Source organism: Sanguibacter sp. A247, from assembly GCF_052324925.1.
Taxonomy (GTDB): Bacteria; Actinomycetota; Actinomycetes; order Actinomycetales; family Cellulomonadaceae; genus Flavimobilis.
This window is the reverse complement of the sequence record NZ_JBQPRE010000005.1, coordinates 97,363-124,016: the sequence shown is the minus strand read 5'-3', so window position 1 is coordinate 124,016 and position 26,654 is coordinate 97,363. Positions and strand designations below refer to the sequence as shown.

The 26,654-nt window shown below is 69.8% G+C and carries 27 protein-coding genes and 1 riboswitch; of the genes, 4 read left to right on the top strand and 23 right to left on the bottom strand.

What is annotated here, in order from left to right:
* Positions 1-456: 456 nt before the first annotated feature.
* From tyrS to ACTVCO_RS11520, 16 genes are all read right to left on the bottom strand, one after another.
* Entirely contained in the window at positions 457-1,719 is a 1,263-nt protein-coding gene (gene tyrS, locus ACTVCO_RS11595; protein WP_443728585.1) for a tyrosine--tRNA ligase, read from the bottom strand.
* Positions 1,720-1,760: 41 nt separating this feature from the next.
* Positions 1,761-2,438: a DNA-3-methyladenine glycosylase gene (locus ACTVCO_RS11590; protein ID WP_443728584.1), complete on the bottom strand. Its 678-nt coding sequence runs from the start codon at positions 2,436-2,438 to the stop codon at positions 1,761-1,763.
* On the bottom strand, positions 2,419-3,006 hold the full coding sequence (locus ACTVCO_RS11585) for a uridine kinase family protein (protein WP_443728583.1): 588 nt from the start codon (positions 3,004-3,006) through the stop codon (positions 2,419-2,421). The genes ACTVCO_RS11590 and ACTVCO_RS11585 overlap by 20 nt, the downstream gene beginning before the upstream one ends.
* Before the next feature lie 87 nt (positions 3,007-3,093).
* On the bottom strand, positions 3,094-4,518 hold the full coding sequence (gene argH / locus ACTVCO_RS11580; RefSeq protein WP_443728582.1) for an argininosuccinate lyase: 1,425 nt from the start codon (positions 4,516-4,518) through the stop codon (positions 3,094-3,096).
* 2 nt (positions 4,519-4,520) lie between these two features.
* Entirely contained in the window at positions 4,521-5,750 is a 1,230-nt protein-coding gene (locus tag ACTVCO_RS11575) for an argininosuccinate synthase (RefSeq protein ID WP_443728581.1), read from the bottom strand.
* Positions 5,751-5,825: 75 nt separating this feature from the next.
* Positions 5,826-6,356, bottom strand: a complete 531-nt coding sequence (locus tag ACTVCO_RS11570; RefSeq protein WP_443728580.1) for an arginine repressor — start codon at positions 6,354-6,356, stop codon at positions 5,826-5,828.
* The gene (gene argF, locus ACTVCO_RS11565) at positions 6,353-7,285 is read right to left on the bottom strand and encodes an ornithine carbamoyltransferase (RefSeq protein WP_443728579.1); all 933 of its coding nucleotides are present in this window, start codon (positions 7,283-7,285) and stop codon (positions 6,353-6,355) included. Before argF ends, ACTVCO_RS11570 begins: the two co-directional genes overlap by 4 nt.
* Positions 7,282-8,553 carry an acetylornithine transaminase gene (locus ACTVCO_RS11560; protein ID WP_443728578.1) on the bottom strand — a complete coding sequence of 424 codons (1,272 nt, stop codon included), beginning with the start codon at positions 8,551-8,553 and terminating at the stop codon, positions 7,282-7,284. Before ACTVCO_RS11560 ends, argF begins: the two co-directional genes overlap by 4 nt.
* Positions 8,550-9,458 carry an acetylglutamate kinase gene (gene argB, locus ACTVCO_RS11555; protein WP_443728577.1) on the bottom strand — a complete coding sequence of 303 codons (909 nt, stop codon included), beginning with the start codon at positions 9,456-9,458 and terminating at the stop codon, positions 8,550-8,552. The genes ACTVCO_RS11560 and argB overlap by 4 nt, the downstream gene beginning before the upstream one ends.
* 66 nt (positions 9,459-9,524) lie before the next feature.
* Positions 9,525-10,694: a bifunctional glutamate N-acetyltransferase/amino-acid acetyltransferase ArgJ gene (argJ, locus tag ACTVCO_RS11550; protein ID WP_443728576.1), complete on the bottom strand. Its 1,170-nt coding sequence runs from the start codon at positions 10,692-10,694 to the stop codon at positions 9,525-9,527.
* Entirely contained in the window at positions 10,691-11,740 is a 1,050-nt protein-coding gene (argC, locus tag ACTVCO_RS11545; protein ID WP_443728575.1) for an N-acetyl-gamma-glutamyl-phosphate reductase, read from the bottom strand. The genes argJ and argC overlap by 4 nt, the downstream gene beginning before the upstream one ends.
* Positions 11,741-11,816: 76 nt before the next feature.
* Positions 11,817-12,398, bottom strand: a complete 582-nt coding sequence (locus ACTVCO_RS11540; RefSeq protein ID WP_443728574.1) for a Dps family protein — start codon at positions 12,396-12,398, stop codon at positions 11,817-11,819.
* Positions 12,399-12,544: 146 nt separating this feature from the next.
* Positions 12,545-13,327 (bottom strand): ABC transporter ATP-binding protein, encoded by a 783-nt coding sequence (locus ACTVCO_RS11535; protein ID WP_443728573.1) that lies wholly within the window; start codon positions 13,325-13,327, stop codon positions 12,545-12,547.
* Positions 13,311-14,333, bottom strand: a complete 1,023-nt coding sequence (locus tag ACTVCO_RS11530) for an ABC transporter substrate-binding protein (RefSeq protein ID WP_443728572.1) — start codon at positions 14,331-14,333, stop codon at positions 13,311-13,313. The genes ACTVCO_RS11535 and ACTVCO_RS11530 overlap by 17 nt, the downstream gene beginning before the upstream one ends.
* The gene (locus ACTVCO_RS11525) at positions 14,330-15,088 is read right to left on the bottom strand and encodes an ABC transporter permease (protein ID WP_443728571.1); all 759 of its coding nucleotides are present in this window, start codon (positions 15,086-15,088) and stop codon (positions 14,330-14,332) included. Before ACTVCO_RS11525 ends, ACTVCO_RS11530 begins: the two co-directional genes overlap by 4 nt.
* Positions 15,085-15,378, bottom strand: a complete 294-nt coding sequence (locus ACTVCO_RS11520; protein WP_443728570.1) for a thiamine-binding protein — start codon at positions 15,376-15,378, stop codon at positions 15,085-15,087. Before ACTVCO_RS11520 ends, ACTVCO_RS11525 begins: the two co-directional genes overlap by 4 nt.
* Before the next feature lie 120 nt (positions 15,379-15,498).
* Positions 15,499-15,619: riboswitch (TPP riboswitch) on the bottom strand.
* 117 nt (positions 15,620-15,736) lie between these two features.
* Here ACTVCO_RS11520 and ACTVCO_RS11515 point away from each other — a divergent pair.
* From ACTVCO_RS11515 to ACTVCO_RS11500, 4 genes are all read left to right on the top strand, one after another.
* Positions 15,737-16,750, top strand: coding sequence for a quinone oxidoreductase family protein (locus tag ACTVCO_RS11515; RefSeq protein ID WP_443728569.1), 1,014 nt, complete (start codon positions 15,737-15,739; stop codon positions 16,748-16,750).
* Between the two features lie 4 nt (positions 16,751-16,754).
* Positions 16,755-17,114, top strand: a complete 360-nt coding sequence (locus tag ACTVCO_RS11510; RefSeq protein ID WP_443728568.1) for a nucleotide pyrophosphohydrolase — start codon at positions 16,755-16,757, stop codon at positions 17,112-17,114.
* A 58-nt stretch (positions 17,115-17,172) separates the two neighbouring features.
* Positions 17,173-17,979 (top strand): GTP pyrophosphokinase, encoded by an 807-nt coding sequence (locus ACTVCO_RS11505; RefSeq protein ID WP_443728567.1) that lies wholly within the window; start codon positions 17,173-17,175, stop codon positions 17,977-17,979.
* Between the two features lie 102 nt (positions 17,980-18,081).
* Positions 18,082-18,972: a VOC family protein gene (locus ACTVCO_RS11500; protein WP_443728566.1), complete on the top strand. Its 891-nt coding sequence runs from the start codon at positions 18,082-18,084 to the stop codon at positions 18,970-18,972.
* A 76-nt stretch (positions 18,973-19,048) separates the two neighbouring features.
* Here ACTVCO_RS11500 and pheT read toward each other — a convergent pair whose 3' ends face one another.
* The 7 genes from pheT to infC all read right to left on the bottom strand — a co-directional run bounded on the left by pheT (position 19,049) and on the right by infC (position 26,371).
* On the bottom strand, positions 19,049-21,604 hold the full coding sequence (gene pheT, locus ACTVCO_RS11495; RefSeq protein ID WP_443728565.1) for a phenylalanine--tRNA ligase subunit beta: 2,556 nt from the start codon (positions 21,602-21,604) through the stop codon (positions 19,049-19,051).
* The gene (gene pheS / locus ACTVCO_RS11490) at positions 21,604-22,671 is read right to left on the bottom strand and encodes a phenylalanine--tRNA ligase subunit alpha (protein WP_443728564.1); all 1,068 of its coding nucleotides are present in this window, start codon (positions 22,669-22,671) and stop codon (positions 21,604-21,606) included. The genes pheT and pheS overlap by 1 nt, the downstream gene beginning before the upstream one ends.
* A 105-nt stretch (positions 22,672-22,776) precedes the next feature.
* Positions 22,777-23,706: an aldose 1-epimerase family protein gene (locus ACTVCO_RS11485; protein WP_443728563.1), complete on the bottom strand. Its 930-nt coding sequence runs from the start codon at positions 23,704-23,706 to the stop codon at positions 22,777-22,779.
* 68 nt (positions 23,707-23,774) lie between these two features.
* Positions 23,775-24,644 carry a TrmH family RNA methyltransferase gene (locus ACTVCO_RS11480; RefSeq protein ID WP_443728562.1) on the bottom strand — a complete coding sequence of 290 codons (870 nt, stop codon included), beginning with the start codon at positions 24,642-24,644 and terminating at the stop codon, positions 23,775-23,777.
* Positions 24,645-24,691: 47 nt separating this feature from the next.
* Positions 24,692-25,078 (bottom strand): 50S ribosomal protein L20, encoded by a 387-nt coding sequence (gene rplT / locus ACTVCO_RS11475; RefSeq protein ID WP_443728561.1) that lies wholly within the window; start codon positions 25,076-25,078, stop codon positions 24,692-24,694.
* Between the two features lie 62 nt (positions 25,079-25,140).
* On the bottom strand, positions 25,141-25,335 hold the full coding sequence (gene rpmI / locus ACTVCO_RS11470; RefSeq protein ID WP_443728560.1) for a 50S ribosomal protein L35: 195 nt from the start codon (positions 25,333-25,335) through the stop codon (positions 25,141-25,143).
* 103 nt (positions 25,336-25,438) lie between these two features.
* Positions 25,439-26,371 carry a translation initiation factor IF-3 gene (infC, locus tag ACTVCO_RS11465; RefSeq protein ID WP_443728559.1) on the bottom strand — a complete coding sequence of 311 codons (933 nt, stop codon included), beginning with the start codon at positions 26,369-26,371 and terminating at the stop codon, positions 25,439-25,441.
* Positions 26,372-26,654 lie beyond the last annotated feature (283 nt).

The window sequence follows — 26,654 nt, the reverse complement described above, 5'->3', positions numbered from 1 at the left end:
CCCTCTCGTACGAGAGTTATTTGGCATTGACTATCAAGCACACTGTTGAGTTCTCAAGGAACAGACGCGCATCCTCGCTCTTCCCTTGCGGGTCCTGCTCGGAGGCAACCGTTCAAACTTAGCGGATCATTTCTCGAAGTGCAAATCCGAGGCTGTGAAACCCTGCGGATCAATGAGAAGATGATCGCCCATTCGGAGGGACAACAATGTTGTCCTGATTCTTCATGGGGGGTGTCGCCTCCGGGGAGCGTCCGTGGCCCTGAGGGCCAGCGTGTCGCATCCACCCTCGCGGGCTGACTCGGATTACTCTAGGCGAGTGCGTGCCGTCATGGCAAACCCGCTGGGTGTGACCGCGGACACTGGCGCTGTGCGGCGCAGAAACTCAACGCTGCGGGCCGCGGGCCCGCCGTAAGGCAGGCCCGCGGCCCGCATATCGGTCGCGTGAGTCTCCGCTGGTCAGACCGCGAGGTCAGCGACCACCAGCGTCTTCTTCCCACGACGCAGCAGGACGAAGCGGCCCGCCAGCACATCGGACTGGTCGATGACGGCTTCGTCGGACGTCACCTTGACGTTGTTGACGTAGACACCGCCCTCGGCAACGGCGCGCCGGGCGTCCGCGCGTCCGCGCACCACGCTCGTCTCGGCAAGGACATCGACGACGCGCGCGCCGACGCGCGCAGTCGTCGTCTCGAGCCCGGACACCGCTGCAGCAAGTGTCTCGTCGTCGAGGTCCGCCAGATCCCCACGTCCGAACAATGCCTGCGCCGCAGCGATCGCCTGCTGCGCGGCACGCTCACCGTGGACGAGAGTCGTCACGTCGAGCGCCAGCGCCCGCTGCGCCTCACGCGCAGCCGGCCGCTCGGCGACGGCGGTCTCGAGCTCGGCGATCTCTTCGCGGGTGCGGAACGTGAACGTCCGCAGCCACCCCACGACATCGCCGTCGGCAGCGTTGAGCCAGAACTGGTAGAACGCGTACGGCGTCATCATGTCGGGCGCAAGCCACACCGCGCCGCCCTCGGACTTGCCGAACTTCGTTCCGTCGGCCTTCGTGATGAGCGGCGTCGTCAACGCGTGGAGCGAGAGGCCATCCGACTTCCGGGCAAGCTCGACACCCGCCAGGAGGTTGCCCCACTGGTCGTTGCCACCCGTCTGGAGCGTGACTCCGTAGCGGCGGTTGAGCTCGAGGAAGTCCATGCCCTGGAGGATCTGGTAGCTGAACTCCGTGAACGAGATGCCCTCGTCCGAAGCCAGTCGGCGCGCAACCGTGTCCTTCGCCAACATCGTTCCGAGGCGGTAGTGCTTGCCCACGTCGCGCAGGAAGTCGAGCGCAGAGAGCGAGCCGTGCCAGTCAAGGTTGTTCACCATGCGCGCGGGGTTCTCACCCTCGAACGACAAGAAGCGCTCGATCTGCGCGCGCAGCCGGTCCACCCACTCCGCGACGGTTGCGCGATCGTTGAGGACACGCTCACCCGACATGCGGGGATCTCCGATGAGGCCCGTCGCACCACCCACGAGCGCAACCGGGTTGTGGCCCGCGAGCTGGAGATGACGCAGCAGGACGAGCTGAACGAGGTGGCCGTGATGCAGGCTGGGCGCGGTCGGGTCGAAACCGCAGTAATACGTGACGGGACCGTCCTCGAGCGCCTTGCGCAAGGCATCGATGTCCGTTGACTGGGCGATCAGCCCACGCCACTGGAGCTCGTCAAGAACGTCGGTCACGGCTACTCCTCGAAGATCACGTGCGTCACCGACGCACCCGGTCATTGTGCCCCAGGCGCCCGACGCCGCGGCGCCGCGCGCCTGTACGTGGACACCGTCGGCTCACCCTCGAGCCAGAAGCGCCACGGGAAGCGATCGCCGCGACCACCCTCGCCAGAGACCCCCACACGTGGCCCCGTGCGGACGAGCGCGGAGGGTACCGGCCTGCTCGGAACCAGCAGGCGGACGGGCGAGTCAGCAGCGAGGAGATCGAGACCGTCGGACGACACGTCGATCCCGAGCGCGACCGTGAGCCGCGCGGGCCCACGCGCAAGGTCGACAGCCGTGCGGACCGCGCCCCGCTCCGCACGGCGTCGCCACGCGAGCTCTCCACCGCTCACGACCTCACCCGCGCGCAGCAGAACCGCGGCGGCCTCCCCGGGCGGACCGCACACGACATTGACGCACGTGTGCAGCCCGAGGTGCCGGTACGCGTAGAGGTGGCCCGCCGGACCGAACATCACGGCATTGCGCGCCGTCATGCCCCGGAACGCGTGCGACCCCGGGTCCTCGCCCCCTTGGTACGCCTCGACCTCCGTGAGACGGACGACGACCTCGCCCTGCGGGCTCGACGATACGACGAGCGCACCCAGCAGGAGCGGAACCACGTCCGTCGCACGGCCTGCGAGCGAGCCACGCGCAGGGACGACGTGCCCCCGCTCACAGGGCGGGCCCGCCACGGCGTTCCACGAAGCGACCGTCGCCGTCGAGGATCGCGTCCGCGCGTTCGCGTGTCCGATTGGCGCGGTGGTGCTCCGCCTCCTCGACCATCCACCGCCGCCACTCACCCTCAAGCTCGGCGCCATCGCGCTCGATGCCCCGCGCGAGGCGCACGTCCTGCGGAGCCTCGACCCACACGAGATACGGAGCGAACGGAGCGGAGAGCACGCTACCCGCGCCGACTCCCTCGACCACGAGAAAGTCGCCCAACGGAACCGAGTGCCGCTCGACATAGCGGCCCAGCCCCCAGTCAAACCGGCGGTAGCGGCCTGGCACGCCCGACGCGAGCGGCTCGAGCACCCATTCCGTCAGCCGTTCGGGGCCGGTCTCGAGCCCCGTCCATCCTTCGTAGAGATCATCCATGTGGATGACGCTCGCCCCGAGAAGTGGGGCGATGGCCGCGGCAAGTGTCGTCTTGCCCGAACCCGCCGGCCCGTCGATGCAGACGAGACGCATCGCCCCGAGTCCCGCGCGGGCCTGCTCGACCGCAGCAACGATCTCGGTGACAACCTCGTGCGGGACGGGCATGGCTTCTCCTCAAGGACGACGGGCACGATGCCGACGAGGGCGGGCCGGAGAACCGGCCCGCCCTCGTCGGCATCGACTGTGCGGCTGTTAGGCCCTCACGAAGTCACGCAGAGCCGCGACGCGTGCACGAGCGGCCTCACGCTGCTCCGCGACACGCACGGGGGCCGTGCCACCCACGGCATCGCGCGACGAGATCGAACCTTCAACACTGAGCACGCTACGCACATCGGGAGTGAGGTGCGAGGAGATTGCCGCCAGATCCCCGTCCGTGAGATCCCACAGCTCGATCCCGCGGGCCTCGCACGTCTTGACGCACGCACCCGCCACCTCGTGCGCAACCCGGAAGGCCACCCCGTTGCGGACAAGCCACTCAGCGATATCCGTCGCGAGCGAGAACCCCTGAGGCGCGAGCTGCGCCATCCGTTCGGTGTCGAACGTCATCGTCGCGATCATGCCCGCGAACGCAGGAAGCAGAACCTCGAGCGTGTCGACCTGGTCAAACACCGGCTCCTTGTCTTCCTGAAGATCACGGTTGTACGCGAGGGGCAGACCCTTGAGCGTCGTGAGCAAGCCCGTGAGGTCACCGATGAGTCGTCCGGCCTTGCCGCGCGCGAGCTCGGCGACATCCGGGTTCTTCTTCTGGGGCATGATGCTCGACCCCGTCGAGAACGCGTCGTCGAGGCGCACGAAGCCAAACTCCTTCGTGTTCCAGATGATGACGTCCTCGGCCAGTCGCGACAGATCCACGCCGAGCATCGCCGAGACGAAGGCAAACTCCGCGACGACGTCCCGCGACGCTGTACCGTCGATCGAGTTCTCGACCGGACCGTCGAAGCCGAGGTCCACCGCGACCGCGGACGGGTCGAGACCGAGCGAGGATCCCGCAAGAGCACCCGAACCGTACGGCGAACGAGCCGCCCGACGGTCCCAGTCGACGTAACGCTCGACGTCACGCAGAAGCGGCCACGCGTGCGCCAGCAGATGATGCGCGAGCAGAACCGGCTGCGCGTGCTGCAGATGGGTCCGGCCCGGCATCGGCGCGTCAGGGTGAGCATCCGCCTGCGCAAGAAGTGCGTCGACGACGTCGAGCACAAGCCCGACGATCACACGCGTCTCGTCGCGCAGGTACATGCGCGTCAGCGTCGCGATCTGGTCGTTACGCGACCGTCCCGCCCGCAGCTTGCCACCCACCTCGGTCCCCGCGCGCTCGATGAGCCCGCGCTCGAGAGCCGTGTGCACGTCCTCGTCGTCCTCAGCCGCGACGAACGCGCCCGACGCGACATCCCGCGCCAGCTCGTCGAGCCCCGCAAGCATCGTGCCCAGCTCAGCATCGTCGAGGAGACCCGCCCCGTGGAGCACACGAGCATGAGCTCGTGAACCCGCGATGTCCTGGCCGGCCAGGCGCCAGTCGAAGTGCGTCGACTTCGACAGCGCCGCCAGAGCGTCGCTCGGCCCCCCGGCGAAACGGCCACCCCACAGGCTCACCCGCGCACCCTCGTCGTGTGCCGCCATGATCAGAGCGACCCCGTGCCGAAGTCGACACCGCGGCCGAACTCGACGTCGCGCGCCGCCGCGAGCTTCGCAGTGAGGCCGAAGATCTCGATGAAGCCCTTCGCCTGCGACTGGTCGAACGAGTCGCCCTCGTCGTACGTCGCGAGGTTGAAGTCGTACAGGCTCGACTCCGAGCGCCGGCCCGTCACCGTCGCGCGGCCCCCGTGCAACGTCATGCGGATGTCGCCCGAGACATAGCGCTGCGTGTCGTCGATGAAGACGTCGAGCGACTTCTTCAGGGGCGAGAACCACATGCCGTCGTACACGAGCTCGCTCCAGCGCTGCTCGACGCCGCGCTTGAAGCGCGCCTGCTCGCGCTCGATCGTCACGTTCTCAAGCTCCTGGTGAGCAGCGATGAGAGCCATGGCCCCGGGGGCCTCGTAGATCTCACGCGACTTGATGCCGACCAGACGGTCCTCGACGATGTCGATGCGACCGACACCCTGCGCGCCCGCACGACGGTTCATCTCCTGGATCGCCGCGAGAGGCGTCACCGCGACCCCGTCGAGCGCAACCGGGATGCCCTGCTCGAAGGTGATGACAACCTCGTCAGCCACCGGCGGGAACGTCGGGTCGTCCGTGTAGGAGTAGACGTCCTTGGTCGGCCCGTTCCAGATGTCCTCGAGGAATCCCGTCTCGATCGCGCGACCCCACACGTTCTGGTCGATCGAGAACGGGTTGTGCTTCGTCGTCGCAATCGGGAGCGAGTGCTTCTCGGCGTACGCGATGGCCTTCTCACGCGTGAGGGCGAGGTCACGGACCGGAGCGATCGTCCTGAGGTCGGGCGCGAGCGACGTCGTCGCGACCTCGAAACGCACCTGGTCGTTGCCCTTGCCCGTGCAGCCGTGCGCAACCGTCGTCGCGCCGAACTGCCGGGCTGCACGCACGAGATGCTTGACGATCGTCGGACGCGAAAGCGCCGAGACGAGCGGGTAGCGGTCCATGTACAGCGCGTTCGCCCGCAGCGCCGGCATGCAGTACTCGGCCGCAAACTCCTCACGCGCATCAGCGACATACGCCTCCACGGCGCCGCAGTCCAAGGCACGCTGGCGGATGACCTCGAGATCCTCGCCGCCCTGACCCAGGTCAACGGCGACGGCAATGACCTCGGCACCCGTCGCCTCAGCGATCCAGCCGATGGCGACAGAAGTGTCCAGGCCGCCCGAGTAGGCAAGCACGACGCGATCAGTCATGACGATTCTCTTTCTCGAATGCTGTGGTTGGTGTGAAGTCTGACAGGGATGAAGGGAGGCGACGGACCGTGTCCGTCAGCCGCCCTCGGCGAGACGAAGGAGCCGGGCAGCGATAGCAGCGCCGCCCTCCTCCCCCTCACGGGCGATGACGAGCACCGTGTCGTCGCCGGCGATCGTGCCGAGAACCCCGGGAAGCACGGAGTGGTCGATCGCAGAGGCGAGATAGTGCGCAGCGCCCGGCGGCGTGCGCAGGACGACGAGGTTGCCCGAGGTCTCGGCCGAGACAAGAAGCTCCTCGCACAGCCGAGCAAGGCGAGCAACGAGCGACTCGGCGTCGGCCGACACCTGGAGGCTCTGGTCACCACCCTCGCCGGGAACCGCGTACACCGAGACGCCGTCAGCCGTGCGCACCTTCTGCGCGCGCAGCTCGATGAGGTCACGCGACAGGGTCGCCTGCGTCACGTGAAGGCCGTCGGCGGCCAGCCGCGCCGCCAGCTCCGTCTGTGAGTGGATCTGCTCGGAGACGAGCAGCGCACGCACGCGCGCGTGCCGGGCCGCCTTGGTCGAGGGAGTTCCTGCCGAGCCGCGCTCGTCCGTCGCCGTCACGCGTGCTCCACGAGCCACGTGAGCAGGGCCTTCTGGGCGTGGAGGCGGTTCTCCGCCTCGTCCCACACGACGGACTGCGCACTGTCGAGAACCTCGGCCGAGATCTCCTTGCCCCGGTACGCGGGAAGGCAGTGCAGCACGATCGCATCGGGGCGCGCGTGCGCAAGAAGCGTCGAGTCGAGCGCGAACGGGACGAAGGGCGCCTCGCGCAGCGTCTGCTCGGCCTCCTGACCCATCGACACCCACGTGTCGGTCGCCACCGCGTCCGCGCCCGCCACGGCCTCCGCCGGGTCCGACGTCACCAGGACGGAACCGCCCGTCACCGCCGCGATGCGCTCGGCGTCGACGACGACAGCCGCGTCCGGCAGGAATCCGGGCGGGGTCCCGATCCGCACGTGCATCCCCGCCGTCACACCGCCCAACAGGTACGAGTGCGCCATGTTGTTCGCGCCATCACCCACGTACGCGAGCGTCTGGCCCGCAAGAGCATCGACTCCCCCGCGGTGCTGCGCGATCGTCATGAGGTCCGCGAGGATCTGGCACGGGTGGAACTCGTCCGTGAGCGCGTTGACGACAGGCACGCCCGCATACGCGGCCATCTCCTCGAGCCGCGACTGACCGAAGGTCCGCCACACGATCGCAGCAGCCTGGCGTCCCAGTACCCGGGCAGTGTCAGCCACAGGCTCGCCGCGGCCCAGCTGCGACCCGGCCGCGTCGATGACGAGCGGATAGCCGCCAAGCTCCGCGACGCCCACCGAGAAGGACACCCGCGTCCGCGTCGAGGGCTTGTCGAAGATCACCGCAACGGCACGAGGGCCCTTGAACGGGGCTCGCAGGAAACGATCGGTGTGGAACTCGAGCGCGAGCTCGAGAACCTCACGCTGCTCAGCAGGACTGAGGTCGTCGTCGCGCAGGAAGTGCCGGGTCATGCGATCTCCTCGGGCAGGGGGACGGACACCGACGCGAAGAAGTCGACGACGTCGTCGACCTGCTCTCGCGTGAGGATGAACGGGGGGGCAAGGCGCAGGGTGTCGGGCGCCACGGCGTTGACGATGAAGCCTGCCCCGAGCGCCGCGGCCGCGACGGCCGGAGCCACCGGAGCGGCGAGCTCGACGCCGACGAGCAGGCCCGCGCCGCGGGCCCCCACGACAAGCGGGTTGCCGCACCCGGTGAGGCGTTCGCGCAGGTACGCGCCGGTTGCCCGCACGTGCGCGAGCAAGCCGTCACGCTCGATGACACCGATCGTCGCGAGCGCAGCAGCCGCAGCAACCGGGTTGCCACCGAACGTCGTGCCGTGCTGCCCGCGGCCGAGCAGCGTCGCCGGCCCCTCACCGAACGCGATGACGGCGCCGATCGGGAACCCGCCACCGAGCCCCTTGGCGAGCGTGAGGACGTCCGGAACGATGCCCTCGCCAATCTCATCGTTCTGGAACGCGCACCACGTGCCCGTGCGGCCCGAGCCCGTCTGGACCTCGTCGAGGACGAGCAGCGCGCCGTGCGCGGCCGTGAGCTCACGAGCGCGCGTGAGGTACCCGGCAGGGTGACGTCGAACCCCTGCCTCGCCCTGGATCGGCTCGAGCACGAGCGCGCTCACCGCGTCGCCGTCCGTCGCGAACGCAGCCTCGAGCGCTGCCACGTCCCCGAACGGCAAGAACTCGACTCCACCGGGAAGTGGCTCGAACGGCTCGCGGTACGCAGCCTTGCTCGTGATCGACAGCGCACCCATCGTCCGGCCGTGGAACGATCCCTCGAGCGCGAGCACACGTGGCCGGGCCGAACCGTCGGGACGACGGTTGCGCCGCGCCATCTTGAGCGCGGCCTCGTTGGCCTCAGCCCCCGAGTTCGCGAAGAACACACGTGATCCCGTGGGCGCATCCGCAAGCTCGAGCAGGCGCTCCGCAAGCGCCACCTGCACGGGAGACGCAAAGAAGTTCGAGATGTGGCCAAGGGTCCCCAGCTGCGCGCTCACCGCCGCGGTGAGTGTCGGGTGGCCGTGACCGAGCGAGTTCACCGCGATACCCGCGAGCAGGTCAAGGTAGCGACGGCCGTCCGCGTCCCACACGTACGCGCCCTCTCCGCGCACCAGGACCCGCTGAGGGCTGCCGAACGTATCCATGACAGCGCCCGCGTAACGCCGCGTCCACGCGTCAGAGCCGGTTGCGGGAACGTGCGACGCCGCCTGCGTGAGGTCATTCATGCGCTGATCTCCTGAGGATCGAGGTAGACGAGCGTCCCATTGCCGGCGTCGGTGAACGTCTCGAGCAGGACCGAGTGCGCAACACGTCCATCGATGACCGTCGCACGCGAGACCCCACCCTCGACGGCCCGCAGGCACGCCTCCATCTTGGGGATCATGCCGCTCGCAAGGGAGGGCAGCAGCGCCCGAAGCTCTGTCGAGGAGATGCTGCTCACGAGCGAGCTCTTGTCAGGCCACCCCGTGTAGAGACCTTCGATGTCGGTCAGCACGATGAGCTTGCGCGCGCCGAGCGCCACCGCAAGTGCCGCAGCCGCCGTGTCCGCGTTGACGTTGAGCACCTGGGTCGGGTCCGTGACGTCGGGGGCGATCGTCGAGACGACCGGGATGCGTCCGGCATCGAGGAGGTCGCGCACGGCGGTCGGGTCGACTCCGACCACATCACCGACGAGACCCACGTCAACCTGCTCTCCATCGACCGTCGCCGTCCGAAGCTCGGCCTGAAGAAGGCCGCCGTCCTCGCCCGAGAGGCCGACCGCGTAGGGTCCGTGCGCGTTGATGAGCCCGACGAGCTCGCGCGAGACCTGGCCCGTCAGCACCATGCGGACAACGTCCATGGTCTCGGGGCTCGTCACACGCAGGCCACCGCGGAACTCTGAAGCGATCCCCAGCCGGGCCAGCATCGCATTGATCTGAGGGCCGCCCCCGTGCACGACGACAGGACGCAGCCCGACCTGGCGCAGAAACACCATGTCTTCCGCGAACGCCGCCTTGAGCGTGTCGTCCACCATGGCGTTGCCGCCGTACTTCACCACGACGAGAGCGCCGTCGAGGTCACGAAGCCAGGGCAGCGCCTCAATGAGCACCTCGGCCCGCTGGGCGGGCGAGAGATCGAGCGATGCGGTCACGGGTGGAGCTCCGTCCGTTCGAAGTGTGAGCAAGGGAGACGCCAAGGGTTCGGCAGCGGGCACGACTCAGCTCGAGTAGGCGCTGTTCTCGTGCACGTAGTCATGCGTGAGGTCGTTCGTCCATACCGCCGCCTCCGCCGACCCGGCGTGCAGATCGACGACGACGTGAACCTCGCGGTCGCTCGCGAGGTCGACGAGCGAGCGGTCCTCGCCGACTCCCCCGGCGCGGCACACCTGGACGCCGTTGATCGAGACGTCGAGCACCAGCGGGTCATAAGGCGCGATCGACTCCGGAACGGTCCCCACTGCGGACAGGACACGACCCCAGTTCGGGTCGTTGCCGAAGACCGCAGCCTTGAAGAGGTTCGACCGCGTGACAGCGCGGGCGACGGCCACGGCCGCCTCCTCGCTCGACGCACCCGTGACACGCACGAGGATGTCGTGGCTCGCGCCCTCGGCGTCCGCGACGAGCTTGCGCGCGAGCTCGGCACAGACCTTGGTGAGGACGTCCGTGAGCTCGGCCAGCGTCGCTGTCACGCCTGACGCCCCGCTGACGAGCAGGACGACGGAGTCGTTCGTCGACATGCACCCGTCGGAGTCGACGCGGTCGAACGTCTGGGCAGCAGCCGCCCGCAGCGCGGCGTCCGCGGTCGCGGCGTCGACCACGGCGTCGGTCGTGATCGTGCAGAGCATCGTCGCGAGCCCCGGCGCGAGCATGCCCGCACCCTTGGCCATACCGCCGACGGTCCACGTGCCGCCCGCGCCCGTCGCGACCGCCGTCTTCGCGACGGTGTCCGTCGTCATGATCGCGACGGCGGCGTCCGGCCCGCCCTCGTCCGACAGGCGTGCCGCAGCGGCGTCCACGCCGGCGAGGAGGAGATCCATGGGCAGCCGGGTGCCGATGAGGCCCGTCGAGCACACGACGACGTCCCCTGCGGAGACGCCGAGGGCACCCGCGACGTGCTCCGCGGTGTGGTGCGTGTCCGCGAATCCGTCGGGGCCGGTGCACGCGTTGGCGCCACCGGAGTTGAGGACGACCGCGCGCACCTGACCGTCAGAGAGCACCTGGCGCGACCACACGACGGGCGCGGCCACGACGCGGTTCGACGTGAAGACGCCTGCGGCGACGGCGAGCGGGCCGTCGTTGACGACGAGAGCAAGATCCGGTGCGCCCGACGCTTTCAGGCCTGCCGTCACGCCGGCGGCTCGGAAGCCCTGTGCTGAGGTCACGCTCACGGTGCCACTCCTTGGACGGTGAGGCCGCAGGTCTCGGGGAGGCCCAGGGCGAGGTTGATGGACTGGACGGCGGCGCCCGCGGTCCCCTTGACGAGGTTGTCGATCGCGGTGACGGTGACGACGCGCCCGGCGCGGCGGTCGACGGCGACCTGGACGAGCGCCGTGTTCGCGCCGAGCGTCATGGCGGTCGACGGCCACGTGCGCTCGGGGAGCAGGTGGACGAACGGCTCCGTCGCATAGGCGTCGGACCACGCGGCGCGGACCGTGTCGTCGCTCACGCTGAGGTCGGTGAGACGGGCCGTCGCTGTCGCGAGGATCCCGCGCGACATGGGGACGAGCGTCGGGGTGAACGAGATCGTCACGTCGTTGGCCCCCGCCGAGCGCAGGTTCTGGGCGATCTCGGGGATGTGGCGGTGCGTGCCGCCCACCGCGTACGGGGACGCGGAGCCGAGGGCCTCGGACGCGAGGAGGTGCGTGCGCACGGACTTGCCCGCGCCCGAGTACCCGTTCGCGAGGACGGCCACCAGGTCGACCGGCTCGATGAGCCCTGCGGCCACGCCGGGCTGGAGGCCGAACGTCACCGCGGTGACGTTGCACCCCGGAACGGCGATGCGCCGGACGCCACCGAGATTGTCGCGCTGGCGTCCACCCCCCGGCGTGATGAGCTCGGGCATGCCGTAGGGCCAGGTGCCTGCGTGCTCCGACCCGTAGTAGTCCTGCCAGTCACCGGCGGACGCGAGCCGGTGGTCGGCCCCGAGGTCGACCACGAGCGTGTCAGCGGGCAGCTGCGCGGCGATCGCACCGGACGTTCCGTGCGGCAGCGCAAGGACGACGACGTCGTGCCCGGCGAGGGCCTCGGGTGTCGTCGGTTCGAGGATGCGGTCCGCGAGCGCGCGGATGTGCGGCTGGTGCTGCCCGAGCGTCTGACCTGCCGAGCTGTGGGCCGTGAGGGCGCCGATCCGTGCCTCTGGATGGTCCGCGAGGAGCCGAAGGATCTCTCCTCCGGCGTATCCGCTTGCACCGGCGACAGCGACTGAGAACGTCATGCGCATCACCATACACTGTCACGCATAAACATGCATCGGCCGCCCGCGTTCTGCGGACGGCCGATGCACGAGAGGCTCACAGCACGCGAGGCTTGCGCTTCTCCGCACTGACGAACCACGCGTACTGCTCGAGCTGCTCGAGGATCCCGTGAAGGATATCTGCGCTCGTCGGGTCGTCCTCGTCCACCTCGTCATGCACCCGACGCACCGTGCCCGTCGTCGCCTCGATCGCGGTCACCACGAGGTCGACGACGTCAGCGGTGCTCACCTCACCACCCGGCAGCGCCGGGAGGGTGGTCGACGCAGCAACCACGTCCGAGCGCCCATCCGGGACCGCGTGAAGCGCGCGCATACGCTCCGCTACCGTGTCGCTCGCCTCCCGGGCGATCGCAACGATCTCGTCGAGCACCAGGTGCGTGTCGCGGAAGTTCGGTCCCACGACGTTCCAGTGCGCCTGCTTGCCCTGCAGACTCAGCTCGATGAGGTCGACGAGGACCTCCTGAAGGTTGGACATGAGTCGCTCCGACGCACGGAACCCGGTCTCGGCATTCTCACGGCTGGTCCGACGAGGCCCGGCATCCGCCGCGACCGTCACGGTTCGCGCCCCCGCCGCCGCCTTCTTCGTCGTCGTCGGCTTCTTCTTCGTCGTCGTCGCCATGACCACTCCATTCGTCAGTCGGTCGGAACAGGGCGGACGTCCACGCCCTGGGGATCCCGGGACGCCTCGGCGCACCGGCACCCGTCGTCAACGACGCTAGGCCTGCCCTGCGGGCCCGGCAACCGGGCCCGGGCACCCAGCTCCCCCTACAGCGCCGCGAGCACGGTCCGCCGCGCGCTCTGCGCACCGAGCTCGGCGACGCTCGCGACTGCGGTGACCCGCGCCGGGAACCCGCGCAGGACGACGATCCGGTCCGCGAGCGCAAGCGCCTCCTCCACGTCATGCGTGACAAGCACGATGCCGCGCGTCGGGCCGAGCCCACCTGACCGCCTCTCCTCGTCCAGCCATGCGCCGGTCCGACGACGCGTGAGCGCATCGAGCGCGCCGAACGGCTCGTCGAGCAGAAGCAGACGACGGCCCGCGAGCACCGTGCGCGCGACGGCTACCCGCTGGCGCATGCCGCCCGAGAGCTCGTGCGGCCAGGCGCGCAACGACGAGCCCAGACCGAAGCGCTCAAGCAGGTGCACCGCCCGCTCCCGTGCCTCACGCCGCGGCAGGCCACGGATCTGGCCCCCAAGGACGACATTGCCGAGAGCGCGGCGCCACGGCAGCAGCGCGTCGTGCTGAGGCATCCACGCGACGTCCCGGGCACCCTCACGCATGGGGACGGCGAGAGCGTCCACGGACGTCCTCGCCGCGCGCGGCTCCAGACCCGCAAGCACGCGGAGCAGCGTCGACTTGCCACAGCCGGAGGCACCGAGGACCGCGACGGCCTCACCGTCGTGGACCCACAGATCGACGCCGCCGAGAACGGGCCGGCCGTTGAACGCCACCCGCAGCCCCCGCACGTCGGCGAGAAGGGAACGCCCCTCGAGCTCGTCCGGGCGCGCCGCGCCGACGCCCGCCCGCAGGTCAGTCGAGGAGCTCATTGGTCCACGCCGCCGCGGTGTCGAACCCGGGAGCGATGAGCTCGTTGGCTTCGAGGAACGCCACGAACGCCGTCCATGTCGCCTCCTCCTGCCGGCCCCAGCCGGCCGCATCGGGCGCGAAGTGCTCCGCAAGATAGCGTGCGCTGGGTTCGACGAGCGCCCGATCGAGCTCGGGAACCCGCGCGAGGAGTGCGTCAGCCCCTGCCTGGGGATCTGCCATCGCAGCCCGATAGCCGCGGGCGAGCACGTCGATCGTGTCGTCGATGAGCGCGTGGTCCGACTCCAGGCGCTCTCCCCCGGCCGCGAGCAGCGGGGTGTACCAGTCCGGGATGCAGTCGGTGTGCTCGACGAACGGGATGGTGGTGACGTCGAGATCGTCGACCTCACGCATGCGCACCGTGTCCCACCCGTCAAAGACCCACGTCGTGTCGTAAAAGTCCTGCTCGAGGTCGGCACGCGCGTCCTGGCTCACCATCGGCACGCGCTCGAGCAGGTCGGGGTCCGCCCCGTCACACCTCATGAGCGTGTCGATGAGCGCGTTCTCGAGCTGCCCTCCGTATCCGCCGTAACGCTTGCCCTCGAGGTCGCGCGGACGAGTGATGCCGTCCTCCGCGAGCGCGAGGAGGCTCGAGGTGTTGGAGCGGATGACCGTCGCGACCGCGACGACGTCGGCACCCTTCTCCCGTGCGGGGACGAGCGCCTCAGCGACGGAGTAGACGACGTCGGCCTGGCCGGCAGCGACCAGCTGCAGGCCCGAGGCCTCCCCGGGCTCGATGATCTCGGGGACGAGCCCCGCCTCGGTGAACCACCCGTTCTCGAGCGCAAGGTAGAGGCCGACGTGGTTCGTGTTGGGGGTCCAGTCGAGGACGATCCGTACGGGACGCAGCTCATCGTCGGCGTCAGCGCGGGCGTCGGCCCCGCAGCCGGAGGTGACGAGGCCCGCGATGGCGGCCAGGGCACCCACGCGCGCGAGACGCGAGGGTCGGGAGCTAGGACGAGGGGTCATGAGGTTCTCCAGGGAAGGGCGACGCGGCACAGCGCGTCGACAACGAGGTAGACGGTCGCGGTGAGCAGCGAGACTGCGGCGATCGCGACAAGGACGAGCTCGACGTCGTAGGACTTTCGAGCACGTTGGACGACGACGCCGAGGCCGCTCGACGCCGCGAGGTACTCCGCGACGACCGCGGCCCCGATCGCATACGTCGCAGCGACCCGGAGGCCCGCGAGCGCGCCCGGGAGCGCCGCGGGGATGCGGACGACGACGAGAGTGCGCACCCGTCCACCCCCGAGGCCGCGCACCATGTCGGCGAGCGCGCCGTCGGCCTCGCGCATCGCGGTCGTGGCCGCGACGAGCACGGGGAAGAAGACCGTGAGCGCGACGATGACGATCTTGGGGGTCAGACCGAAGCCGAGCCACAGGACGAGGAGCGGTGCGAGGATGATCGACGGAATCGTCTGGGTGACGGTGATGAGGGGACCGACCGCACGTGCGAGCCAGCGCGAGGCTGCCGTCGCGATCGCGAGCAGGGCACCCGCGACCACGCCGACGATCAGCCCGGCCACGGCCTCGGTCAGGGTGGTCACCAGGTGCGCCGAGAGGATGGGCGCCGCACTCACCGCGCGTGCCGCGACCTCGGAGGGTGCGGGCAGGACGTAAGCGGGCAGCACGCCCGAGCGCGCCGCGCGCTCCCACGCGAGCAGGAGCGCGGCGGCGAGCAGGGCGGGCGGCCACACTCCGTGGAGGACCGCCCGTACCTTCATGGGCGGTGCTTCGCGACGAGGTCGGCGATCTGTGGACCCGCGTCGTCGGCGGCCTGTCCGACCTTGATGTGGCTCGTCACCGCGAGCGCGCCCGCGGCGAGGCACGCCTCGTGGACGTCGCGCACGAGGGCCCAGACGGCGTCGGGCGATCCCTCGAACGTCGTCCCCATCGCACCGACCTCATGGGTGAGGCCCGAGGCCTTGATGACGGCGATCGCGGCGTCGACGTGACGATAGGGCTCGGCGTCGGTTCCCCCGGGGCGGGGTGCGACCTGGATCTCGGCAATCATGTGGTGACTCCTCTTGTCGAGGGTCGTGCCGGACGAGGCGCGTCGAGACGCATGAGTGCGCCACCTCGCGTGCCCGAGGCAGACCGCGCCCCTGGCATGCGCGGCAGGCTCGGGGCACCGGTGAGGTCACCCCACGCTCCCTCCGCTGGCATGACCCAGTTCAGGTTCGCGGGTCGGCGGCTCGGGCACGTGGCCCATCCGCCCTCTCAGCTCGGTGTACCGAGCTCCCCGGCGTGTGACACGGCCACGATAGCGACCCCCGGAGGAAGAGCTCGGGAGAAGGCGGGCCGTCTCACCCGTCGGTCACCACGCCCCCGTGGTGCATGCGTCGCCCGCCCAGCGGTGGTTGTCTGGGTCCGTGAGAGCTCTTCAGGCAGCACGCCCCGGCGGCCCCGACGTCCTCGACCTCGTCGAGATCCCTGTGCCCGTCCCAGGGCCAGGCGACGTCCTGGTCGACGTCGTCGTCGCGGGTGTGAACTTCATCGACACCTACCGGCGCAGCGGCATCTACCCCAGCACCTTCCCCCACGTCCCCGGCGTCGAGGGCGCGGGCATCGTCGCCGCGCTCGGGCCGGGCGTCACCGACATTGCCGTCGGCGACCGGGTTGCATGGTTCGACGCACCCGGCTCCTATGCGGAGCACGTCATCGTCGCGAGCGCCCGCACCCTGCCCGTGCCCGACGACATCGACCTTCCGACCGCCGCTGCACTCGGCCTCCAGGGTCTCACCGCGCACTATCTCGCAACCTCGTCGTTCACCGTCGGCCCCGGCCACGACGTCCTCATCCACGCGGGCGCGGGCGGCGTCGGCCTCCTGCTCACCCAGCTCGTGGTCGCCCGAGGCGGACGCGTCGTGGCCACGGTGTCGTCGGCCGAGAAGGAGGCGCTCGCGAGGGAGGCCGGCGCAAGCGACGTCGTGCGGTACGACCTGCTCGACGACATCACGACCGAGCTGCCCCGGCTCGTGCGCGACCTCGTTCCTCACGGCGTCGCCGCCGTCTACGACGGCGTCGGCCGCGCGACGTTCGACGCCTCTCTCGCGAGCCTCGCGGTACGCGGGACGCTCGTTCTCTTCGGTGGCTCCTCGGGCCAGGTGCCACCGTTCGACCTGCAACGGCTCAACTCAGGTGGCTCCCTCGTCGTCACCCGGCCGACCCTGAGCGACCACGTGCGCACACGTGGCGAGCTCCTCGAGCGCGCCGACGCGCTCTTCGGCCTTGCACAGATCGGTGCGCTGCGCACCCGGCTCGGGCTCGTCGTCCCGCTCGAGGACGGCGCTGCGGCGCACGCTGCGCTCGAGGGGCGGCGCACGACGGGCAAGGTGCTGCTCGAGGTCACCGCTGACCCCGAGAGATCCCGGCAACTACATTGACGCTATGAGCGACTTTGACGACCTCGTGTCCGACGTCCGCGCCTTCTCCGAGGAGCGCGGCTGGTCCACCGTTCAGAGCCCCAAGAACCTCTCCATGGCGATCACTGGCGAGGCAGGTGAGCTCGCTGCCGAGCTCCAGTGGCTCGGCTCCGAGGAGTCCCGCACCGCGGTCCGTGACGACGACGAGCTTCGCGAGCGCGTCGCCATGGAGATGGCGGACATCACGATCTACCTGGCGCGCCTCGCCGACGTCACAGGAATCGACCTCATGGCCGCGGCTCGGCGCAAGCTTGCCCACAACCACGAGCGGTTTCCCGTCGGCACCTCGCTGGGGCTCCGCAGCAACCGGCCCGCCGCCTCGTGAGCGCCCGCTCCCCAGAAGGTCCCGGGGCCTTCCCAGCCGCGGCATCTACCCTGGGGGCATGACCGCGCCCCACGAACCTCTCGGCGACCTCGCGCAGCTCCTCCCGGACGACGCAACGATCTCCCGCGTGCTCGAGCTCCGCAACGAGTTCACGGCGTTCATGCTCCAGTACAAGTTCGCGATCGACGAGGTCCTCACGAAGGTCTCGATCCTCCGCGACGAGTTCACGCACCTTCACCACGAGAACCCGATCGAGCACGTCACCTCGCGCCTCAAGTCGCCCGAGTCGGTCCTCGACAAGGTCGAACGCAAAGGTGTCATGCCGGACTTCGAGGCGATCCGATCCTCGATCCTCGACATCGCGGGCGTGCGGATCATCTGCTCGTTCGTCCCCGACATCTACACGGTGCTCGAGGCTCTGCGGCGGCAGGACGACCTCACGGTACTGGCGGTCAAGGACTACATCGCCGAGCCCAAGCCCAACGGCTACCGCTCCCTCCACCTCATCGTCTCGGTTCCCGTCTTCCTCTCCTCGGGCACCGTTCCCGTCACCGTCGAGATCCAGATCCGCACGAGCGCGATGGACTTCTGGGCGTCGCTCGAGCACAAGATCTACTACAAGTACGCCCGGCAGGTGCCCACGGAGATCGTTGACAGGCTCCGGCAGTCCGCGCTCGTCGCCGCCGAGCTCGACGCGACGATGACGGACCTGCGTGACCAGGTCCAGGCACTCGACGACCGCCACGCGCCGACGTCCTCGTTCAGCGGCACGACCCTGCCGGGGGCGATCCCCGCAGACGCGGCGATCGTCCCACAGCCCTCTCTCCTCGAACGCCTCCTCACGATGCGTTCCCGGCAGGACTGACCGCCCAGCGACCGAACCTCACCCGCACGCGGACCCGGTGGTGGCCTCGCCCGTCCGGACGGACACTCGAAGGACGACGTCCCGTCGACCCTGGAGGATCCCATGCGCACATTGACACCGACCATCTGGTTCGCCGGCGACGCCGTGGACGGAGCTGCACTCTACGCCCGCGTCCTGCCGGAGACGACAGTCACCCGAACAGACCGCTACCCCACCGAGGGCCTGCTCCCCTTCCAGGAGCCGCTCGCCGGCAAGGAGCTGACGATCCACCTCGAAGGTCCCGGCTGCGATCTCGTCCTCATCAATGCGGGACCCGAGTTCCGGCCGACCCCCGCGTCGTCGTTCACCGTGACGTTCGGCGCAGCCGACGACACCGACGCGGTTGCCGCGCTCGACGCGGCCGCAGCCGCGCTCGCGGAGGGCGGACGCGTTCTCATGCCGCTCCAGCAGTACCCGTTCAGCGACCGCTACACGTGGGTCGAGGACCGCTTCGGCGTTTCCTGGCAGCTCACCGTCGCGTTCCCCACGATACGCGACGAGCCGTCGATCGTGCCGACGCTCCTCTTCGGCGGCCAGGCCCAGAACCGTGCTGCGGAGGCCATCGCCCAGTGGACGGCGCTCCTGCCGGACTCCCGCGTCGTCCGCACTGTCCCGTTCACAGACTCGACAGGACCAGCGTCCAGGGACGCCCTCATGTTCGCCGAGGTCAGGCTCGCCGGCCAGCGCGTCTACGTCATGGATGCAGGTTCCGTCCAGGACACGACGTTCACCCCCGCTGTCTCCTACCAGCTCGCATGCCGGGACCAGGCCGAGATCGACCGTGTGTGGGCCGTGCTCTCAACCGTCCCCGAAGCCGAGCAGTGCGGCTGGTGCACCGACCAGTTCGGCGTCTCCTGGCAGATCATCCCCGCGCACATGGACGAGCTCATGGCCCGTCCGCACGCGTTCGAGCACATGCTGGAGATGACGAAGCTCGTCATCGACGGCTTCTGACGTTCGGCCGACGGCCTCAAGCACACGCACGAAGGCTCCGATCCCCCGGAGCCTTCGTGCGTCCGCGCAGCGCGGGTCAGCGCAGCTGGGCGTCCAGCTCCTTGGCGGCACGCTTGACGACGCGGCCGCGGACCTCGGCGATCTGCTCAGCCGTGAGCGTCGAGCTCGCGGCGCGCAGCCGCACTGCGACCGCGACCGACTTCTTGCCCTCGCCCACCTGCTCGCCCGTGAAGACGTCGAACACCCGGACCTCTTCTGCCAGGTCACCGGCCGCCCGGGCGACGACGTCACGCACGGTGCCCGCGGGCACGGCCACGTCAACGACGAACGCGAAGTCCTCCTTGGCGGGCGGGAACGGCGAGACGGGCACGGCCTGGACAGGACCCGCCTCGCTCGCCGCGACGATCGCGTCGAGGTCGAGCTCGAACGCCGACGCCCGCGCCGGCAGGTCGAGACGCTCGAGCACCTGCGGGTGCAGCTCGCCAGCCCAGCCGACGACCTCGCCCGACGGGGCGGTCAAGCGTGCACAGCGTCCCGGGTGCCACGGCATCGTCTCGGCATCGTGCTCCGCACTCAGCTCGACGCCCACGGTCCGGCCGACGAGGCGCGCAGCCTCGAGCGCGTCCTCCCAGCTCGCGGCACGGCCAGCGCCCCACCAGCCCGCGCGCTCGCGCGCACCGACGAGAACACCGGCGACGTGGCGAGGCTGGTCCGGAACAGCAGCCGCAAGTGCGGCGAGGTCCTCGGACGACGGACGACGACCGCCCGGCAGCTGCGGAGCCGCCGGAGCGCCTTGACGCGGCCGCGTGACGAGCCCGATCTCAGAGATCGCGAGGTCACCGAGTCCACGGCTGACATTGCGACGCACCGTCCCGAGAAGAGTCGTCAGCACGTTCGTCCGCATCTCAGGCGCAGCGTCAGACATGGGATTCGCGAGCCGCAGAGCACGACGACGTGCGTCGTCGGCGGGCAGCCCGAGCGCGTCGTGCTGCGTCGCTCCGACGAAGGGGTAGGAGAGCGTCTCGACGAAGCCCGCCCCAGCGAGCGCACGGGCAACCGAGCGCCGAGCACGCTGAGCGTGCGTGAGGCCTGTGCCGCCCGGCGCCGTCGGCACGATCGACTCGATCGCGTCGTAGCCGTCGATGCGGGCAACCTCTTCGACGAGGTGCTCGGGTCCAGTGAGGTCAGGACGCCACGTCGGGGGCGTCACCGTGAGGGTTTCACCCTCGCCACCTGCGAGCGTGCACCCGATCTTCTCGAGGATCTCCGCGATGCGCTCACGCGGGTGCTCGACGCCCGTGAGGCGCGCCGTCGCCGACCACGCGAACGTGATGGCTGCGGGCGCGCGCGTCGCGTCGAGGTCCGAGACCGCGGCGTCGGCCGTGCCGCCGCCGTGCTCGACGAGCAGATCGACGACCCGCTGGGCAGCGACGGGTGCGAGCTGCGGATCGACCCCACGCTCGAAGCGCTTGGACGCCTCTGACGGGAGCTTGTGGCGTCGTGCGGAGCGAGCGATCGATACTGCGTCGAAGTGCGCCGCCTCGATGAGCACGTCCGTCGTCGTCTCCGAGACCTCCGAGCCCTGGCCACCCATCACTCCCGCGATGGCCTGGATGCGGGCACCGCGCGCACCGTCGGGCGAGTCGGTGATGAGGAGGTCGGACGCGTCGAGCGTGCGCGCCACGTCGTCGAGCGTCGTCAGCGTCTCGCCAGCCCGCGCGCGGCGGACGACGATCGGCGCCGTCATCTTCTCGAGGTCGTAGGCGTGCAGGGGCTGGCCGAGGTCGAGCATGACGTAGTTCGTCACGTCGACCGCGAGCGAGATCGGACGCATGCCGGCCTGCGTGAGCCGCCTGCGCATCCACTCCGGAGTCTCAGCGGCAGCATCGATGCCTCGCACGATGCGCGTGACGAAGCGGTCGCAGCCGACCTCGCCGTGGATCGGCGCCTCGTCGTCGACCTCGACGGCGAAGCCGTCCGCGGTCGGCGCGGGAACGGGGGCGAGCCCCGGGTCCGTGAACGTCGCGCCTGTCGAGTGGGAGAACTCGCGAGCGACCCCGCGCATCGAGAAGCAGTAGCCCCGGTCAGGCGTCACGTTGATCTCGAGGACCTGCTCGCCGAGACCCAGCAGCTCGACGGCGTCCGTGCCGTTCGGCTGCCCCGTGAAGCCGAGCCTGTCGAGCACGATGATGCCGTCGTGGTCCTCGCCCAGGCCGAGTTCACGCTGCGAGCAGATCATGCCGTCGGAGACGTGCCCGTACGTCTTGCGCGACGCGATCGCGAACGGTCCAGGGAGCACGGCGCCCGGAAGCGCGACGACGACGCGGTCACCGGCCTCGAAGTTGTGTGCGCCGCACACGATGCCGCGCGGGAGCGTCGGAGCGCCGGCGTCGTCAGGCGCGTTGTGTGGCCCGACATCGACCTGGCACCAGTTGATCGTCTTGCCGTTCTTCTGCTCCTCCTTGACGAGGGAGAGCACCGTTCCGACGACGAGCGGGCCCGTGACCGCCGGCCCGTGGATCGCTTCTTCCTCGAGGCCGACCCGCACGAGATCGGCAGCAAGCTGCTCAGCGGTCAGGCCGGCCGGGAGCTCGACGTGGTCGCCGAGCCAGTCCAGTGCGATGTTCGGCATCAGAACCCCATTCCGAACTGACGGGAGAAGCGGACGTCTCCCTCGATGATGTCGTGCATGTCAGAGATCGCGTGGCGGAGCATGAGCGTGCGCTCGAGCCCCATTCCGAACGCGAAGCCCGTGAACTCCTCCGGGTCGATGTCCGCGGAGCGCAGGACGTTGGGGTTGACCATGCCGCAGCCACCCCACTCGATCCAGCCCGCGCCACCCTTCTTCTGCGGGAACCACAGATCCATCTCGGCGGACGGCTCCGTGAACGGGAAGAAGCTCGGACGCAGGCGCGTGCGCGCCTCGGACCCGAACATCGCGCGCGCGAAGGCGTCAAGCGTTCCCTTGAGGTGCGCCATCGTCAGGCCGCGGTCGACCGCGAGACCCTCGACCTGGTGGAAGACGGGCGTGTGCGTCGCGTCGAGCTCATCGGTGCGGAACGTCTTGCCGGGGCACGCGATGTAGATCGGGACGTCGCGCGAGAGCATCGTGCGCGCCTGGACGGGCGACGTGTGTGTGCGCAGGACGAGCCCGGAGGCGTCCGCGCCGGCGGGTGGCTCGACAAAGAACGTGTCCTGCATCTGGCGCGCGGGGTGATCGACCCCGAAGTTGAGCGCGTCGAAGTTGAACCATTCGGCCTCGACCTCGGGGCCCTCGGCGATCTCCCAGCCCATCCCGACGAAGAAGTCGCCCACCTGCTCCTGGAGCAGCTCGAGAGGATGGCGCGCACCTGCCATGATGCGGTCGGTCGGGAGCGTGACGTCGACGGCCTCGGTGACGAGCACGCGTGCCGCTCGCTCAGCCTCAAGGACCTCGGCGCGCGCAGCGAGCGCCTGGTTGAGCCGCCCTCGCGCCGGACCGAGCACCTTGCCCGCTGTCGCCTTGTCAGGACCGGCGAGCTGGCCGATCGCCCGGTTCGCGAGCGCGAGGGGGCTGCGCTCCCCCGCGTGGGCGAGCCTGACCTCCTTGAGGGCATCGAGGTCAGCGGCCTCGTCGGCTGCGGCAAGCGCAGCGGAGAGGGCCGCATCGATGCCAGCGACATCAAGGGGCGACAGGGGCGACGTGTCGGAGGTGGACATCCAGACCTTCCAAAGGCGAACGGACAGCCGGGCGCCACAACATGGCCCGACCACCCCGACAGTCTAGTGACCACCGAGGCAACCCATGCGCGCGTCCGCGGGGGCTCAGAGCGCGGCAATCCCCCACGAGACGCTGTGGCTCGCGCCGGGTGCAAGGACGATGAGGTCTGTTCCGTCGTTGAACGCCCCGGGCGGGCACGTCATGGGCTCGACCGCGAGGCCCGCACGCACGTCCTCGGCGGGCAGTCCCGGGCCCACCGGCGTGTGGACCTGGACCCACGGGCTGGCTCCGTCGAACGTCATGACGACGCCCGTGCCTTCAGGTGCGCGGACCTCGACGCGGGCGACACCGTCGTCGTCGCGCACGATGTCCGTGAGCGCGTGGTCGAAGAACGTCGAGCCGATCGTGCGCTCGGTGCGGAAGTCGAGCGCTCCGCCTGCGGACTCTGCGACCGACGCGAGTCCCACGGGGACGAGACGGTCCGGCGTCACCTCGAGCACTCGGGCTGCGGGCAACGTGAGCGACCACCGCTCGAGCGTGCCTTCGCCCGCGACGAGGTAGGGGTGCGGACCCGTTCCATACGGTGCGTGACCGTCGCCCGTGTTCGTCGTGGTCACGGCCCACTCGAGGCCGGCCTCGCTCAGGGTGTAGGTGACGCGCGTGACGACGCGCCACGGGTAGCCCGCCTGCGGGGCGATCTCGGTCTCGAGCGTCACGGCGTGCGCTGACGTCGCGACGACCGACCAGATGGCCCAGGCAGCAAGCCCGTGCAGCGCGTGGCCACGACCCGGCTCGGTGAGCGCGAGCTCGTGGGTCTGGTCACCGAACGTGTAGCGACCGTCGACGACGCGATTGGGCCACGGCGTGAGGTTGGCACCCCGGAAGTACGGACGCACCCGGTCCGCGTCGAACGGGACGACGAGGGGGCGCCCGTCGTGCTCGAGGACCCGCAGCGTCGCGCCGACGTCCGCGACGACAGCGCGATAGGAACCCCACGTGATCTCATGCTGCGTGCCCGAGGCAGGAATGTTCATTGACCCACCATAATCTCCGTGGAACCCGACATGCAGCCGAACCCGCCGAGCAAGGCGACCAGCGTCAACTACTCCCGGGGACCGGTGACGCCCCCGGAGCGGCGAGAGGGGTCGCGCTGCGCTCGCGCGCTCCCGTAGAGGCACACGGTGGCTGCCATCGCGAGGTTGAGCGACTCGGCGCGGCCTCGCAACGGAGCCCGCACGACGTGGTCCGCCAGCGCGCGCTGCTCATCGGTGAGCCCGCGGGCCTCGTTGCCAAAGATCCACGCGGTCGGGGCGCTGAGGTCCGGCACGCCGACCGGGGCAGCGCCCGCGACATCGAGCAGATCATCGAGGTCGTACGAGCCGGACCCGTCGGCCGCCAGCACCTGAAGACCCGCCGCGCGAAGGCGCTCGATGACGGGAGCCAGCTCTCGCGTCTCGTCGCCCGTGACGACGGGGACGTGGAAGAGAGAACCTGCGGTCGAACGCACGACCTTCGGGTTGTACGGGTCGACGCTCGAACCCGCGAGCACTACGCCCGTCCCGCCTGCGGCGTCGACCGCGCGCACGACGGTCCCTGCGTTGCCCGGGTCGCGCGCGTCGACGAGGACGGCCACGAGCCGAGGCGAATCTTCGAGCAGGTCAGTGAGACACGGGGTCCGACTCTCGAGGACCGCGAGCACCCCCTGCGCGTCAGGGCTCATCGCCTCGAGCACCTCGGGCGTCGCCGTGCGCAGCCACAGGGTCTCGCACGCCGCGACGATCTCCGGGTAGCGCTCGGCCGCGGCCTCCGTGAGATACACCTCGCGCACGTCATCCACGGCGTGGATGACAGCTTCGCGTACACCCTGGGGCCCTTCGACGAGGAACCGCCCCGCACGCACGCGCGCAGAACGCCCGGACAGTGCCTTGATCGATCGCACCCGCTCAGCACGGGGGTTGGAAAGATCAGGCATCGTCCGGGCGTCCTTAGATCAAGGGCTGCTCAGGGAGCGCATAGCGCTCAGGCAGCGTCCTTGGGGGCGTTGACGTCGGCGGGGAGCGCCTTCTTCGCGACCTCGACGAGCACCTTGAAGGCACCCATGTCGGAGACTGCGAGCTCCGCGAGAACGCGACGGTCGACCTCGACACCCGCGGCCTTGAGGCCCTGGATGAAGCGGTTGTACGTCATGTCCTCGGCGCGGACCGCGGCGTTGATGCGCGTGATCCAGAGCTGACGGAAGTCGCCCTTACGCTTCTTGCGGTCACGGTAGGCGTAGACGCCTGAGTGAGTGACCTGCTCCTTGGCCTTGCGGTACAGGCGCGAACGCTGACCACGGTAACCGCTCGCCTGCTCGAGGATCGAACGACGCTTCTTCTGGGCGTTGACTGCCCGCTTCACGCGTGCCACGTGATGCTCCTTGTAGGTAGGGGGCTCACAAGTTCACCTGGGGCGCTGACGCGCCCACGGGCTCACTTGCCGAGCAGCTTCTTGATCTTGGGGGTGTCGGCGGCCGAGACGACCTGGTCGGAGCTCAGGCGGCGCGTGCGGCGGCTCGACTTGTGCTCGAGCAGGTGGCGCTTGCCGGCCTGCTCACGCATGACCTTGCCGGTACCGGTGATGCGGAACCGCTTCTTGGCACCGGAGTGCGTCTTGTTCTTCGGCATGGCTGCCGTTCTCCTCGTGGTCGGTCGCCCACCGGGTGGTGGGCGACGTGGGCGGGGCGGGACCGTGTGCGCTGGTCGTCGCCTCTGCGTCAGGACGTGCTGGTCACTCGCTCTTCTTCGGCCGCGGTGCGGCCGGCTTCGGAGCAGGCTTCGGGGCGGGTCGCGCCGCCGGCTTGGGCGTCGCGACCGGCTTCGGAGTGGCCGTCGGCTTCGGTGCTGCAGCGGGCTTGGGGGCCGCCGCGGGCTTCACGGCCGCAGGCTTGGACGCCGGAGCGGCCTTGGGCTCAGCGGACTTGGGCTCGGCAGACTTCGGGGCCGCAGCCTTCGCCACGGGCGTGGCCTTGGCCGCCGGAGCAGCCTTGGGCGCCGGTGCTGCCTCGGCCGCGGGCGCAGCAGGCGCCGTGACCTCAGCGGGCTCGGTCGCTGCCACCTCAACGGGTGCGGCGGCGGGCGTCACGTCGGTGGTGGGCTCGTCGTCGTGCTCGACCTCGGTCAGGTCGTCCACGAGATCCTGCGGACGCGGCTCACGACGACGGCGAACCTCGCCCTTGACCTCGGACTTCTTCTTCGTCGGGCCGAGGACCATCGTCATGTTGCGACCGTCCTGCTTCGGCATCGACTCGACGAAGCCGAGCTCGGCGACATCCTCAGCCAGACGCTGCAACAGACGCACGCCCATCTCCGGGCGCGACTGCTCGCGGCCACGGAACATGATCATGACCTTGACCTTGTCGCCTGCGGACAGGAAGCGCTCGACGTGGCCCTTCTTGGTGCCGTAGTCGTGCGGGTCGATCTTCAGACGGAAGCGGATCTCCTTGAGGACGGTGTTGGCCTGGTTGCGACGGGCCTCACGCGCCTTCATGTCAGCTTCGTACTTAAACTTCCCGTAGTCCATGAGCTTGCACACGGGGGGACGCGCGTCGGGCGCAACCTCGACCAGGTCGAGGTCGGCTTCCTGCGCAAGGCGGAGGGCGTCCTCCACGCGGACGATGCCCACCTGCTCGCCCTGGGGGCCGACCAGGCGGACCTCAGGCACGCGGATCCGCTCGTTGATGCGGGGCTCGGTGATGTGAGACTCCTCAGATCGTCAAGATGTCGGGCCCAGGAACGGAGAAGGCCTCCGACCTGGGATGCAGGTGGAGGCCTCATACGTCCGACACAGCCCGTGACACGCACGAGCCCTCACCTGACGGTGAGCGTCGGACCAGACCCGTCTCCTGTCGGCACACGGCCAGTCGGTGATCAGGTGGGAGGCTACTCCGCTTGCGTGCCGCTGCGTCCTCACGAACGTGGCGGCGGTCCAGCAAGAAACGGTAGCA

Coding starts and splice junctions, on each gene's coding strand:
- ACTVCO_RS11500 (WP_443728566.1), top strand. CDS start 18,082: ATGCGCACATTGACACCGACCATCTGGTTCGCCGGCGACGCCGTGGAC.
- ACTVCO_RS11530 (WP_443728572.1), bottom strand. CDS start 14,333: ATGACCCCTCGTCCTAGCTCCCGACCCTCGCGTCTCGCGCGCGTGGGT.
- ACTVCO_RS11510 (WP_443728568.1), top strand. CDS start 16,755: ATGAGCGACTTTGACGACCTCGTGTCCGACGTCCGCGCCTTCTCCGAG.
- argH (WP_443728582.1), bottom strand. CDS start 4,518: ATGGCGGCACACGACGAGGGTGCGCGGGTGAGCCTGTGGGGTGGCCGT.
- ACTVCO_RS11520 (WP_443728570.1), bottom strand. CDS start 15,378: ATGATTGCCGAGATCCAGGTCGCACCCCGCCCCGGGGGAACCGACGCC.
- ACTVCO_RS11485 (WP_443728563.1), bottom strand. CDS start 23,706: ATGAACATTCCTGCCTCGGGCACGCAGCATGAGATCACGTGGGGTTCC.
- ACTVCO_RS11585 (WP_443728583.1), bottom strand. CDS start 3,006: ATGCCCGTCCCGCACGAGGTTGTCACCGAGATCGTTGCTGCGGTCGAG.
- pheT (WP_443728565.1), bottom strand. CDS start 21,604: ATGCCGAACATCGCACTGGACTGGCTCGGCGACCACGTCGAGCTCCCG.
- ACTVCO_RS11480 (WP_443728562.1), bottom strand. CDS start 24,644: ATGCCTGATCTTTCCAACCCCCGTGCTGAGCGGGTGCGATCGATCAAG.
- rpmI (WP_443728560.1), bottom strand. CDS start 25,335: ATGCCGAAGAACAAGACGCACTCCGGTGCCAAGAAGCGGTTCCGCATC.
- ACTVCO_RS11560 (WP_443728578.1), bottom strand. CDS start 8,553: ATGAATGACCTCACGCAGGCGGCGTCGCACGTTCCCGCAACCGGCTCT.
- argC (WP_443728575.1), bottom strand. CDS start 11,740: ATGACGTTCTCAGTCGCTGTCGCCGGTGCAAGCGGATACGCCGGAGGA.
- ACTVCO_RS11525 (WP_443728571.1), bottom strand. CDS start 15,088: ATGAAGGTACGGGCGGTCCTCCACGGAGTGTGGCCGCCCGCCCTGCTC.
- ACTVCO_RS11540 (WP_443728574.1), bottom strand. CDS start 12,398: ATGGCGACGACGACGAAGAAGAAGCCGACGACGACGAAGAAGGCGGCG.
- ACTVCO_RS11505 (WP_443728567.1), top strand. CDS start 17,173: ATGACCGCGCCCCACGAACCTCTCGGCGACCTCGCGCAGCTCCTCCCG.
- ACTVCO_RS11535 (WP_443728573.1), bottom strand. CDS start 13,327: ATGAGCTCCTCGACTGACCTGCGGGCGGGCGTCGGCGCGGCGCGCCCG.
- argF (WP_443728579.1), bottom strand. CDS start 7,285: ATGACCCGGCACTTCCTGCGCGACGACGACCTCAGTCCTGCTGAGCAG.
- ACTVCO_RS11575 (WP_443728581.1), bottom strand. CDS start 5,750: ATGACTGATCGCGTCGTGCTTGCCTACTCGGGCGGCCTGGACACTTCT.
- pheS (WP_443728564.1), bottom strand. CDS start 22,671: ATGTCCACCTCCGACACGTCGCCCCTGTCGCCCCTTGATGTCGCTGGC.